General features: G+C 33.0%; 13 protein-coding genes. 9 read left to right on the top strand and 4 right to left on the bottom strand.

Features of this window, described 5'->3' with window-relative positions; translation table 11 throughout:
- Positions 1 to 3: 3 nt before the first annotated feature.
- Positions 4 to 639 carry a rhomboid family intramembrane serine protease gene (locus Q0876_RS11010; RefSeq protein WP_299227744.1) on the bottom strand — a complete coding sequence of 212 codons (636 nt, stop codon included), beginning with the start codon at positions 637 to 639 and terminating at the stop codon, positions 4 to 6.
- 56 nt (positions 640 to 695) lie between these two features.
- Between Q0876_RS11010 and Q0876_RS11005 the strand changes: the two genes are divergently transcribed.
- Positions 696 to 1586, top strand: a complete 891-nt coding sequence (locus Q0876_RS11005; protein ID WP_299227742.1) for a lysophospholipid acyltransferase family protein — start codon at positions 696 to 698, stop codon at positions 1584 to 1586.
- On the opposite strand, the gene Q0876_RS11000 is transcribed toward Q0876_RS11005, so the two are convergent.
- Genes Q0876_RS11000 through glmM form a run of 3 tightly spaced genes read right to left on the bottom strand, consistent with a single transcriptional unit; the run spans position 1587 to position 5602 of the window.
- Positions 1587 to 3095, bottom strand: a complete 1509-nt coding sequence (locus Q0876_RS11000) for an aminotransferase class V-fold PLP-dependent enzyme (RefSeq protein WP_299227739.1) — start codon at positions 3093 to 3095, stop codon at positions 1587 to 1589.
- Between the two features lie 17 nt (positions 3096 to 3112).
- Positions 3113 to 4210, bottom strand: coding sequence for a T9SS type A sorting domain-containing protein (locus tag Q0876_RS10995; RefSeq protein WP_299227736.1), 1098 nt, complete (start codon positions 4208 to 4210; stop codon positions 3113 to 3115).
- Positions 4211 to 4213: 3 nt separating this feature from the next.
- On the bottom strand, positions 4214 to 5602 hold the full coding sequence (gene glmM, locus Q0876_RS10990; RefSeq protein WP_299227733.1) for a phosphoglucosamine mutase: 1389 nt from the start codon (positions 5600 to 5602) through the stop codon (positions 4214 to 4216).
- A 73-nt stretch (positions 5603 to 5675) separates the two neighbouring features.
- On the opposite strand from glmM, the gene Q0876_RS10985 reads away from it, so the two are divergent.
- From Q0876_RS10985 to Q0876_RS10950, 8 genes are all read left to right on the top strand, one after another.
- On the top strand, positions 5676 to 6278 hold the full coding sequence (locus Q0876_RS10985; RefSeq protein WP_299227730.1) for an acyl carrier protein phosphodiesterase: 603 nt from the start codon (positions 5676 to 5678) through the stop codon (positions 6276 to 6278).
- Positions 6275 to 7975, top strand: coding sequence for a gamma-glutamyltransferase (gene ggt / locus Q0876_RS10980; RefSeq protein ID WP_299227727.1), 1701 nt, complete (start codon positions 6275 to 6277; stop codon positions 7973 to 7975). Before Q0876_RS10985 ends, ggt begins: the two co-directional genes overlap by 4 nt.
- Before the next feature lie 142 nt (positions 7976 to 8117).
- A complete protein-coding gene (locus tag Q0876_RS10975; protein ID WP_299227724.1) occupies positions 8118 to 8618 on the top strand; it encodes a barstar family protein in 501 nt (166 codons plus the stop codon).
- A 154-nt stretch (positions 8619 to 8772) separates the two neighbouring features.
- Entirely contained in the window at positions 8773 to 9216 is a 444-nt protein-coding gene (locus Q0876_RS10970; RefSeq protein WP_299227721.1) for a hypothetical protein, read from the top strand.
- Positions 9217 to 9481: 265 nt separating this feature from the next.
- Positions 9482 to 10261 (top strand): hypothetical protein, encoded by a 780-nt coding sequence (locus Q0876_RS10965; RefSeq protein ID WP_299227718.1) that lies wholly within the window; start codon positions 9482 to 9484, stop codon positions 10259 to 10261.
- Positions 10262 to 10402: 141 nt separating this feature from the next.
- Positions 10403 to 10984, top strand: a complete 582-nt coding sequence (locus Q0876_RS10960) for a hypothetical protein (protein WP_299227715.1) — start codon at positions 10403 to 10405, stop codon at positions 10982 to 10984.
- Positions 10985 to 11153: 169 nt separating this feature from the next.
- Positions 11154 to 11792, top strand: coding sequence for a hypothetical protein (locus Q0876_RS10955; RefSeq protein ID WP_299227712.1), 639 nt, complete (start codon positions 11154 to 11156; stop codon positions 11790 to 11792).
- On the top strand, positions 11792 to 12133 hold the full coding sequence (locus tag Q0876_RS10950; RefSeq protein WP_299227709.1) for a hypothetical protein: 342 nt from the start codon (positions 11792 to 11794) through the stop codon (positions 12131 to 12133). Before Q0876_RS10955 ends, Q0876_RS10950 begins: the two co-directional genes overlap by 1 nt.
- Positions 12134 to 12664 lie beyond the last annotated feature (531 nt).

The following is a 12664-nucleotide window of genomic DNA, read 5'->3' as shown; positions in this document are numbered from 1 at the left end:
AACCTATATTTTTCCAGTTTTATGCATGAAGAATAAAACAATGATTGGTATTGCTAATATACCAACCATCAATAAACTATTTTGAAATAGTGAAGGATCTATAATTAACGTAAGTAGATAACCACCTACAGCTCCTCCAAAATGTGCATCATGTCCAATATTGCCTATGCGTTTTTTCATTCCATAAATAGAATATAACAAATACCCAATGCCAAATACAAAACCAGGAATAAAAAAATTAATTTGCATCCAAGGGTCAAATAATATTGCAGAATATATTACTCCCATAACAGCTCCACTAGCTCCAACTGCACTATATTGATATTCATCTTTATGAAAATAAAGTGACATTAAACTGCCTATTGCCAGACTTCCAATGTAAATGATAATAAAATTTAGTTCACCTACGTTATAAATAACTCTATCTGCAAAGAAGAACAATGTGATCATATTAAAAAGCAAATGTGTGGTATCAATATGCAAAAAACCTGAACTAAACATTCTAAATTGTTCTCCTCTTCTAATGCTTCCTACATTGAACTTGTAACGTTCAAAAAATCCATAATCTTTGAAGCCTTTCAAGGATATAAGTACATTTGCTACAATAATTAAAATAGTCACTAAAGTTAAACGACCCATAAACTATAAACGTTTTATTATACATATATTTGCTCTTGCAAATCTAAGATTTATTAATGCAATTTCTAGTTTACATTTTAATTTATCCGTTTTTATGGTTGGTATCGCTATTACCATTTAGACTATTGTATGCTTTTTCAGATGGTCTGTATTTTTTTATCTACCAAACATTTGGTTATCGTAAAAAAGTAGTTCAAGAAAATTTAAGACTTGTTTTTCCAGAAAAATCAAAGGAAGAAATTAATGCTATTACCCGAAAGTTTTATCATCACTTATGTGACATGATAGTTGAGGCTATAAAATCGTTAACGATCACAGAGGCAGAAATGAGAAAACATTTTACATTTTCAAATATTGAAGAGATCCATAAAATTGAAAACTCTAATCAAAGTATTGTGTTAATGTGTGCCCATTACGGTAGTTGGGAATGGATATTCATATTACAAACCTATGTCAAATCAAAAGGATATGCTGTTTATAAACGTTTAGAAAATAAATATTTTGACCGATTAGTTAAACGCATAAGAGCTAAATATAATAGCTACCTAATCACTACTAAAGAAACGATCCCAAAACTTTTAGAAGCTAAGAAAAAAGGCGAATTAACTATTAACGGCTTCGTATCTGACCAATCACCTAGACGAAGCAAAGCATTTCATTGGACCGAATTTATGAACATTAAAGTTCCAGCACATACAGGAGCAGAAATGTTAGCCAAGCGTTTAAATATGGCAGTAGTTTTCTTTAGAGTTAAAAGGTTAAAACGTGGTTATTACGAAACAACATTTGAAACAATCACTACCACCCCAAATGAATATAAAGACTATGAAATTACAGATAAATTCTTAAAACTAGTTGAAAAGCAAATCTATGAAGCGCCAGAATATTATTTATGGACACATAAACGATGGAAACATAGAAATAGAGTGCCTGAAGAATTCAAATAGTTACAACTCAAACCAAGAATTAATCATCGTGTCCTCAGAAGATATACTATTGCTCGTCGAGCGATGAATAAACTCATTATTCTTAGGCTCATAATTATACTCTTTTGCCCATTCTTTATGTTGCTTTGAAAGCTCTATAATACAATCGCAAACATATATGATTTCTTCATTAGTAATTGTTGGGTGAATTGACATGCGAATCCATCCCGGTTTTCTAACGAGATCACCAATAGAAATTTCACTTGTAAGCTCTCTGCTGGTCTGTTGATCTACATGTAATAAAAAATGACCATATGTTCCTGCACAGCTACAACCTCCACGAGTTTGAATGCCAAATCTATCATTCAATAATTTAACCCCTAGATTGTAATGCAGCTCATCAATATAAAACGAAATAACACCTAAACGATCTTGATGCTGACCAGCTAATATATTGATATTCTTAATATTTGAAAGTTTCTCAAAAACAATGGCATTGATCTCATGTTCACGCTTCAAAATATTAGCAACTCCCATTTGCTCTTTCAATTTGATTGCTAGTGCTGTTTTTATCGTCTGTAAAAACCCAGGAGTTCCACCATCTTCACGATCTTCAATATTGTCGATGTATTTATGTTCTCCCCAAGGATTCGTCCAACTTACTGTACCTCCTCCTGGACAATCAGGAATCATATTCTTATATAATGATTTATTGAATACCAATACACCAGAAGTTCCAGGACCTCCTAAAAATTTATGTGGTGAAAAGAAAATAGCATCCAAAGCTTGGTTTTCATTTTCAGGATGCATATTGATAGTAACATAAGGTGCCGAACACGCAAAATCAACAAAGCAAACTCCACCATGTTTATGCATCAGTTCTGCAATATCATGGTAAGGCGTTTGAATTCCTGTTACATTAGAGCCTCCTACAACAGAAGCAATTTTTAATGTGCAATCTTTATATTTTTCAAGTAGTCGTTCTAGGTTTTTTAAACTAAATAAACCTTCCCCATCAGGTGGTATCACCTCTACTCTAGCAATAGTCTCTAACCATGATGTTTGGTTGGAGTGATGCTCCATATGAGAAATAAATACTACTGGCCTTATTTCATCAGGAATATCTGTAAACTTTCTTAAATTCTCTGGAACTTTTAACCCAAGAATTCTTTGGAATTTATTCACCACACCTGTCATTCCATTTCCAGAAACGATAAGTACATCATCTTCATTACAGTTTACATGTTGTTTGATGATGTGCTTAGCTTCATGATAGGCCTTGGTCATTGCTGTACCAGATACTGTAGTTTCGGTATGTGTATTGGCTACAAAAGGACCAAACTCATTACATAATTTTTCCTCTATAGGTCTATACAAGCGTCCAGATGCCGTCCAATCTGTATAAATAATTTTCTGCTTGCCAAATGGAGAGTCAAATTCTTGGTCAATACCAATGATATGCTGCCTAAACTTTTGAAAATACTGTTCAAGTTCAGTTGGTTTGGTCATGCCTATACTTACATCATTCATACAATTGTTTTAAAACCTTAAGTCTTAATGACTTTCTTTGTTAATATACCATTATTTAAATAGATATTCAAATAATAAACTCCCGAATTGAGACTAGAAACATCTAATATTGTAGCCTTGCTTTTTTTGAGTGATTTTCCTAGAGCATCAAAAAGTTCAAAATAAAAATCTTGTCCTTTTACATTTTGAATGGTAATTGTATGAGATGCAGGATTAGGAAATATAGCAATGGTATTTGCTAGAAATTCGTCAACACTTAAATTATCACAATCGCCGTTAAAGCTAACACCAGAGTCAATGTTGGTCCAATTCATCTCACTATATACAGGATCGTCAACTTCAATACAATTTAAGTTTGGATTATTGTTGGCATCAAAATTAGTCACGTTGGTATTGTTACCGTTTTTCACATTCAGATAAGTTAATTCATTTGAATAAGTGCTTAAATAGACTAAAGCAGAATTGTTCACTAAATCTAGAGTTGTAATATCATTCTGGAAGCACAATAAGGTGTTCAAATTTAAATTATTAGATACATTTAAACTGGTTAAATTATTACCAGAACACCATAAAAGTTCTAACTGACTATTTTGACTAACATCTAGATCTGAAAGCTCGTTATCGTAACACCACAAAAGCCTTAACTGAAGGTTATTGGTCACATTTAAACTAGTTAGGTTATTATTTATAAGACTCAAACGATCTAGGTTTGGAAGGTTACTCACATCGATTGATGTTAAGAAATTGTCATAAGCCCATACCTGCTCTAGCGTAGTATTAGAACCTAGTGTAAGTGTTGTCAAATCATTTTGATAGCATCGTATAATTCGCAATTGATGATTATTACTTACATCTATAGTTTGCAAATCATTGATATAACAATCTAAGTGATCAAGAGCTGTAAAATCTTCTATACCTGTTAGATCTGAAATATTTAAGCTGCTTATATTCAAATAGCTTATTGTATTTATCATATCTGTAGGCACATAATCATCTAAAGGACCAGAATCTAATCCAAGATTGATAATGGCTTGTTCAAAATTATCATCTGGAATAAATGTTGTTTGTGAAAAACCAATAGCACTACTAAGTAGAAATAAAAGAGTGAATCTCATAAATTAGATATTAGCAATTACTTTAATTTCTGCAATAATTTTATCTGCTAAAGCATTTGCTGCTTCTTGTGTAGGTGCTTCAGTATAGATACGAATTATAGGTTCGGTATTACTCTTTCTTAAATGCACCCAAGAATCAGGAAAATCAATTTTCACACCATCAATGGTTGCTAAATTCTCGTGAGCATAATTACGTTCCATTGTGCTTAAAATCTCATCAACATCGAGATTTGGTGTTAGTTGAATTTTCTTCTTACTCATGAAGTAGTTAGGATACGACGCTCTTAAATCACTAACACTCACTTTCTTTTCAGCTAAAAGACTTAAAAAAAGAGCCACGCCAACTAAAGCATCTCGTCCGTAGTGAAGTTCTGGATATATAATTCCACCATTACCTTCGCCACCAATGACTGCGTTATTCTTTTTCATGAGTGCCACAACGTTCACTTCGCCTACTGCACTAGCTTCGTAAGTACCTCCATGTTTTTCAGTAACATCTCGCAAGGCTCGTGTTGAACTCATATTACTTACTGTATTGCCTTTAGTTTTACTCAATACATAATCTGCACAAGCAACTAATGTATATTCTTCTCCAAACATATCGCCTTTTTCATCCATAAATGCTAAGCGGTCAACATCTGGATCGACTACGATTCCAAAATCTGCATGCGCTTTTACAACGGTTTTAGATAAATCGGTCAAATGTTCTTTCAAAGGCTCTGGGTTGTGAGGAAAATGTCCGTTAGGCTCACAGAAAAGCTTAACAGGGTGCACACCCAAGCGTTCTAGAAGCAAAGGAATAGCTATTCCTCCTGTTGAATTGACACCATCAACCACCACCTTAAAATTAGCAGCTTCAATTGCCTTTTTGTTCACTAACGGCAAGTTTAATACTTCGTCAATATGCAAGTCGATATAGGCTTGATTAATTGTTATCTTTCCTAAACTGTCCACATCTGCAAACAGCATATGATCAGATTCAGCAATCTTTAAAATTTTCGCACCTTCTTCAGCATTTAAAAATTCACCTTTTGCATCTAATAATTTTAATGCGTTCCATTGTTTCGGATTATGGCTTGCCGTTAGAATAATACCTCCATCAGCATGTTCCATTGGCACAGCAACTTCAACTGTTGGTGTGGTAGATAAACCTAGATCGATCACATGAATTCCTAAACCTACTAAGGTATTCATTACCAAATTTTGAATCATTTCTCCCGAAATTCTAGCGTCACGACCTACAACGACTCTATAGTTCTCTTTTGTGCGTTGTTGCTTGATCCATGTACCATAAGCCGAAGCAAATTTAACAGCATCAATTGGTGTTAAGTTCTCTCCTACTGCGCCTCCGATGGTTCCTCGAATTCCTGAAATAGATTTTATTAGTGTCATAGGTGTTTATATTTTCAGCAAATATACTATTTCAAAACCGTAAAACTTAACACACAATTCGTAAATTACACCAATGAATTTCTTAGCACATATTTACCTTTCTGGTGACAATGATCTCATCACCGTTGGCAATTTTATAGCTGATGGCATTAGAGGTAAACGCTATAAAAGCTATACAAACGCTATTCAAATAGGTGTTTTATTACACCGTGAGATCGACACCTATACAGATGCACATCCAATTGTAAGACAAAGTACTAAACGGTTACATAAGAATTATGGTCATTATAGTGGTGTAATAGTAGATATTTTATACGATCATTTTTTAGCTAAGAACTGGGCTGATTATTCAAGCGAACCTTTAGCAGATTATGTAGAGCGTTTCTATGACAGTTTAGAAACGCATTTTGAAATTTTACCATCGCGTATTCAAAAACTTATGCCATATATGATTGCCGATAATTGGTTATTGAGTTATGCTGAAATTGAAGGCATACAACGGGTACTTAATGGTATGAATAGACGTACGAAACTCAAGTCTGGAATGCATCTAGCCACCAATGAATTAAGAACATTTTACACCGAATTTGAAAACGAGTTCACCGCTTTCTTTAAAGAACTTGAAACTTTTTCTTTAGCTAAGCGAAAAGAACTCATCAACTTATATAACCAATGAAACCTATATATTTTTATATCTTCTTATTCTTGATGTATTGGTCGTGCAAAGACCATACAGCTGCATCAAAACTACAACAAAAAACTGGGTTAATTACTGAAAACGCTATGGTGGTGACTGCACGTAAAGAAGCCTCACAAATTGGTAGTGCTATATTAGAACAAGGTGGGAACGCCTTTGATGCCATGTTTGCTACAGAAATGGCTTTGGCGGTCGTTTATCCTTATGCTGGAAATTTAGGAGGTGGTGGTTTTATGGTATATCGATTGGCAGATGGTGAAACTGGCGCTTTAGATTATAGGGAAAAAGCACCTCTAGCTGCCAATAAAACCATGTATTTAGATGAAGCAGGTAATGTTATCAAAGGAATGAGTACTGTTGGTGTGCATGCTGTTGGTGTACCAGGCACAATTGCTGGTATCTTTGCTGCACATGAAAAGTTTGGAAGCTTGCCTGTTAAAGAGTTGATGCAACCAGTGATCGAGTTGGCACAAAGGGGATTTACTGTAACCGAAAAGCAACATAAAAAATTAGTACATTACGATAGCATTATAACTGCTGTAAATGGAAAGACCATACTGTTTAATAAAAATGTACGTCCAAACGACACATTAAAGAACATGGCTTTGGCAGCTACCTTAAAGCGTATTGTAATGAACGGGAAAGATGAGTTTTATAAAGGCGAAACTGCAAGGCAGCTTATAAGTTTTTTGCAAGACAAAGGCAGCATCATGACCTTAGAGGATCTGGAACGCTATGAGGCTAAGTGGCGTGACCCAATAACTTTTAAATACAAAGATTACAATGTGATCTCCATGTCACCACCTTCTAGTGGTGGTTTGTGTCTGGCCCAAATTATGAAAATGATTGCACCATATGATTTACGCACTTATGGTCATAATTCGTTAAAAAGTATTCAGGTAATGGTTGAAGCCGAACGCAGAGCTTATGCAGATCGAAGCTACTTTTTAGGTGATCCAGACTTTGTAGACATCCCAACAGATACGCTGCTAAGTGATGCTTACTTAAAAGCACGTATGGCAGACTTTTCGTTTGACCGACCTACACCTTCAAGTTCTATTTCCTATGGTGATATCTTGGGTTATGAAAGTGAGGAAACAACGCACTATTCAATTGTTGACCCTTTTGGAAATGCTGTTTCGGTCACTACAACATTAAATAGCGGTTATGGTTCTAAACTCTATGTAGACGATTTAGGGTTTTTCTTAAACAATGAAATGGATGATTTTAGTAGCAAACCTGGTGTACCCAATGTATATGGGCTTATTGGTGGTGAGGCCAATAGTATTGCATCAGAAAAGCGTATGCTTAGTGCCATGACACCTACTATTTTAGAAAAGGATGGTGAACTTTTTATGGTATTAGGCACACCTGGAGGTTCTACAATTATCACTTCAGTTCTACAGACCATTTTAAATGTGGTTGAATTTGATATGACGATGCAGGAAGCTGTTGATGCACCACGACTGCATCACCAGTGGTTACCAGATCGTATACGCATGGAAGTCGATCTGTTCTCTGAAGAATTGAAACAACAATTGGAAACCAAAGGCTATGATATCAATGAAGCTTCTGCACCTATTACTGCACGTGTTGAAGCTATTTTAGTATTAGAAGATGGTCGTTTAGAGGGTGGTGCTGATTATAGAGGTGATGATACCGCTGTTGGATTTTGATTAAAAAATATATTTTAATTGAAACTGTAATGCGGAATAAAAATTCCTGTTTGTGGGAACATAGACCCAAAAAACGAGTATATTTATCTCTATATAACGAGTTGTGCTTCATTATCCAGAACGCATAGATTGAATACGAACAATGGAAATAAAAGAAGATAAAATAGAACGAGATATTGAAATTCTGAAAGACGGACCAATATGTAAATACTTCAAAAACGGAATTTTGGACGAAGACATAATTTGGTTTAGCAATAACAATTTTAAGATTATAGAAATGAATTGTCGGAATTGGAATCGTAAAAACGCTCATCAAAAATTAAAAATCGCTCTGAATTTTCCAGATTATTATGGAGAGAATTTAGACGCATTTAATGATTGTCTGGGAGATTTATATAACAAAAAATATAAAGGGTTAATATTAGTTTTTAGGAATTTTGACAACTTTGTGGAAGAAGATGGAAAATTTGCAGAAGGAATTCTTGACAATATTGCGGATGAATCTCGAATTTGGCTTGTAACTGGACAAAAATTAATCGGACTTGTACAATCAAACAATCCTGATTTGAATTTCCCAAAACTGGGTGGAATAAGTCCAAGTTGGAATTCATCTGAATGGTTTGATGCTGACAGAAAAAAATAACGAAAGCACAACAACGTGTATAATTCATTGCTAGTGATAGCCTACTTACGAAAGTCCTCGCGGACTTTCTATCTGTGATTTATTTGCTAACTTTAGTACTTGAAAACGCAACGAAATCATACACAAATCCGTTGTGAAACATTTTGATAAAACTTTGAGAACCAATTTAACGAACATATTAAAAGAAAAATCTAAGGAATATAATTTCCCTCTTTTAAATGCCAAACTTTACTCACAACTAACTGAAAATGAAAAATTAAATGTAAATTTTATAACTCAAAAGTTAGAAACTGATAAAGCCGAATTAATCTATAATTCAGAGAAAATTTCTCCAATTATAATTACTCAAAATCATATAATTATATCGGAAAGGAAAATCGACTTAGCTCAAATAGAATATTTAAAAACGAATAGTTCTGAACAAAAACTTGTTCGTGAGAATTTTGATAAAATGTTAGCTAAGTTTGAATTGACTAAATGGAATATTGGCTTACAAAATGGAGAAAATATAGAAATCGAATTAAAAAAAGGAAAAACCTATTACAGCTTTTATCACATAATGCAAAAACTACTTAGAACAAAGCAGTATTGGAATTAAGAGTTATAAAACGTTACACAACAACGTGTATAGTTAATGCTATCGCATCAACTTCAATTAAAATTCTTAACTTTAAACAAACAAATGATTTTTATCGGAAAATTGGCAAGTCAAGCCTCGCTATTTTCCTCCAGCGGATTTTTCGCCGTAAACGGCTCATCCAAAGCTAAAAATAGCTTCGGCTCAATCCGCACAAACCATACACGAACACGTTAGCCATAATATCTGCGGAACGATATTTGATAATTACTATTAAACAAATATTATGAAAAAAATCGTACTACTTTTAATACTAACCTTTGGATCAAAATTAGCATTTGCAGATTGTTCAAGTAGTGGAATGTATTTCTTTCCTGAACAAAAAGAAATTAGTATTAGTTCAATATTCATTATTCAAGGCTATTACAATAGTCAAAAAACAATAAATAGTTTTAAAAATAGAACGGTTTATTTAGAAAATGAAAATGGAGAATTAATTGAACTAAATCTTCAAGAAATTTTAACAGGACAAATGCATTTAACACAAGCTATTTTTTGTCCAACAGAAGATTTAAAGCCAAATACGACCTATTATTTAAAGTACTCTGACCAAACTGAAAGTGAAACTAAAAAAATGTTAGTTTACAATAGAGATAAGGAGAAAAGAGAAAAAGTATATTGGAAAACGACAGAAAAAAAAGCAATCAAAGCTATAAATCCCAATTTGAAAGTTGAATTTGAAAATACAGCAGTTGTACATTATGGCTGCGGAACTTCTGCAAATGCAATTTTCAATATCAAAAATAAATTGGATTCTGAAATTTGGTTTAAAACTGAAGTTGTTGACTTAAGTACTAACAGTAAAAACGTCTTCTATATTACGGAATGGGATGATAAATTAAATGTTGGCCACGGAATGTGTTCTGGAGCATTTACTTATAAAAATAAAGGAAAATATAAAGTTAGATTCACACCAATGAATATTGATGGAAAATCATTAAAAACTACTAACTGGATAATTTTTGAAAGTCCGTTTATGAACGACAAAGGTCCATTCGGAAATTAAAAATACTATGGCTAACAACGTGTATAATTCATGCTTTGTTGATTAAGACGAGGAAATTCTCTTACAATTTGTATATTTAACTATTCGGAAAACTAGCAAGTCAAGCCTCGCTATTTTCCTCCAGCGGATTTTTCGCCATAAATGGCTCATCCAAAGCTAAAAATAGCTTCGGCTCAATCCGCACAAACCATACACGAACACGTTACCACACATTTGAGAATAACCGCAGAACATATAAGAGAAAATTATCTGATTTTAATAATTAAGCTATCGATTTTATGCTTATTTATCTATTCATTGATTTCTGGAATTTCCAATATAATTGAACATTTTAATGCTGTTATTGATTATACCGCGAATCAATTTGAAGAATACTTTTACATTGCAACAAGCAATTATTATTTGAGACCTTCATTAATCTTATTATTTCCAATAGTCGGAATTTCTACTAACAAAAAAATTGGTTGGATATTAATTCAATCCTATTTCTACTTTTTGATTACAAATTTGGCGTTTCCTGCAACTAAAATTGACTTGACAGACAATACTCTGATTATTCTAAATGTTATCGGATTTTTACTCATACTTCTGATTATCATACTAATGAATAAAAATAAAATAAGTAATCTCGTTTATGGAATTAAAAAATCGAAATTAATTAATATGAATATTATAGCTTCTATTATCGGAATTTCAATAACGTTAATTTTAGTTATGTTTTAAGGGAATAGAATATAAAAAACGTGTGGTAACACCGCGTATAATTAATTGCCTGGTCTTTGCATACTTGGAAAATCCTACGGATTTTCCTTTGGTTCGTTTTCTTTTGCTAACTTAGTTCTAGCCAACGCAACTAAACCATACACGAACACGTTGTAAAACATATTGAAATATGAATCCAATAACTACATATTACCTATTCCTATATTTAATGGTATTGGTAATTAATTTTTTTCGAGTTAGAAAAAAATATCAAATTCCTGATGAGAATACACCTAATCCTGAAAATTTTAATTGGAAACCTGTATTTCATATAAGCTTGGATATTGTTTATACGTCGGCGGGATTTATAGTTTTATTAATTCAGAATCTTGAAGAATGGGTGCCAGCTCTATTAGTTTTCTATTTAATACTAGTTTTAATTAGTTCTAATTTAGATAGTATTTCAGAAAAGCTTGGAGAGGATTTTAAACTAACTGCACATATATTGATAGTACTAATAATAATATTTACAACTTACATTACTTTCAATACTGATTTTATAATCAGTAACAAAAATAAATATGATGTGGCTATACCTTATGTCGATAAAACTGTAATTGACAAAGTTGGATATAATTTGATTGGTGAAAAAGAATTTATTTTTGTCACTCAAATTGAAACAGAAGAAATTGATTCTGTCAAAGTTTTAGCAATAAAAAAGTTTTGGGATTCTAAAGACTCAAAACCATTGGATAAAGAAACTATAATCGAAAATCCAATATTAATAAATGAAAAAAATATAATCATCAAACAAAAAAATAATAACTAATGACGAATTTAAGATGGAGAAAATGTAAAGGTGATGTTTGGTGTAGCTTTCTAACATTAAATATCGAACATCCTTATTTTGGAAATCCAATGGGTGTTTACATAATATGGTCAGGAAAAAACACAATATACATTGGTAGTGGGAATATTAAGGAGAGAATTGTAGAACATCGCTTAAATAAAGAAATTACAAAATATCCAAATCTAAAAATTGTTTGGGCTGCGACTCAAGAAAATCAGATGAGAGGAATTGAAAAATATCTATCAGATAGACATAAGCCTTTGGTTGGTGAAAGACATCCAGATGTATTACCAATTGAAGTAAATCTTCCTTGGCGATAATACGTTTTACAACAACGTGTATAGCTCATTGCTTCTGAATTTACTACTCGGAAATTCTTGCGCAATTTGCTATCTTGTTTCCTTAATCGGAAAATCATACTGATTTTCCGCAACAAGCCATACACGAACACGTTATAAGCAATTGCTATTTCTTACTCAAACTCTCTTTATGTGATTACTCATACTCACTTTACGTGAATAGCTTTACGGCTAAATGTGCTTACTCAAATGGCTAAACGTGAGCTCATTGCGGCTGGACGTGATTACTCATACTCGCCTACTTCTAGCGTCCTCGAGGCAGTACGTGATTACTCTGCTGTTTCGCAACAGCGTATAACAACGTGTATAATAAATGCTAAACTCATAACTTCAATTTAAAATCTTATATTTAATCATCTGATTTGATACAACCTTAAATCCTGCGGATTATAGGTCGCACAAATCATACACGAATACGTTGGCAAACATTTGTAATGTCAGAAAGAACTATTCTATTAATTGGAGTTATAGCTGGCTTGCTCTTTTTTAGGC

Origin of the sequence: uncultured Psychroserpens sp. (assembly GCF_947503375.1) — a bacterium.
In the GTDB taxonomy this organism is placed as follows: domain Bacteria; phylum Bacteroidota; class Bacteroidia; order Flavobacteriales; family Flavobacteriaceae; genus Psychroserpens.
The sequence above is the reverse complement of the archived record's forward strand: the minus strand, read 5'-3'. Positions and strand labels throughout refer to the sequence as shown.

What these genes read in the sequence shown, in the direction of transcription:
- Q0876_RS11010 (WP_299227744.1), bottom strand. Translation starts at nt 639, where the DNA reads ATGGGTCGTTTAACTTTAGTGACTATTTTAATTATTGTAGCAAATGTA.
- Q0876_RS11005 (WP_299227742.1), top strand. Translation starts at nt 696, where the DNA reads ATGCAATTTCTAGTTTACATTTTAATTTATCCGTTTTTATGGTTGGTA.
- Q0876_RS11000 (WP_299227739.1), bottom strand. Translation starts at nt 3,095, where the DNA reads ATGAATGATGTAAGTATAGGCATGACCAAACCAACTGAACTTGAACAG.
- Q0876_RS10995 (WP_299227736.1), bottom strand. Translation starts at nt 4,210, where the DNA reads ATGAGATTCACTCTTTTATTTCTACTTAGTAGTGCTATTGGTTTTTCA.
- glmM (WP_299227733.1), bottom strand. Translation starts at nt 5,602, where the DNA reads ATGACACTAATAAAATCTATTTCAGGAATTCGAGGAACCATCGGAGGC.
- Q0876_RS10985 (WP_299227730.1), top strand. Translation starts at nt 5,676, where the DNA reads ATGAATTTCTTAGCACATATTTACCTTTCTGGTGACAATGATCTCATC.
- ggt (WP_299227727.1), top strand. Translation starts at nt 6,275, where the DNA reads ATGAAACCTATATATTTTTATATCTTCTTATTCTTGATGTATTGGTCG.
- Q0876_RS10975 (WP_299227724.1), top strand. Translation starts at nt 8,118, where the DNA reads ATGGAAATAAAAGAAGATAAAATAGAACGAGATATTGAAATTCTGAAA.
- Q0876_RS10965 (WP_299227718.1), top strand. Translation starts at nt 9,482, where the DNA reads ATGAAAAAAATCGTACTACTTTTAATACTAACCTTTGGATCAAAATTA.
- Q0876_RS10960 (WP_299227715.1), top strand. Translation starts at nt 10,403, where the DNA reads ATGGCTCATCCAAAGCTAAAAATAGCTTCGGCTCAATCCGCACAAACC.
- Q0876_RS10955 (WP_299227712.1), top strand. Translation starts at nt 11,154, where the DNA reads ATGAATCCAATAACTACATATTACCTATTCCTATATTTAATGGTATTG.
- Q0876_RS10950 (WP_299227709.1), top strand. Translation starts at nt 11,792, where the DNA reads ATGACGAATTTAAGATGGAGAAAATGTAAAGGTGATGTTTGGTGTAGC.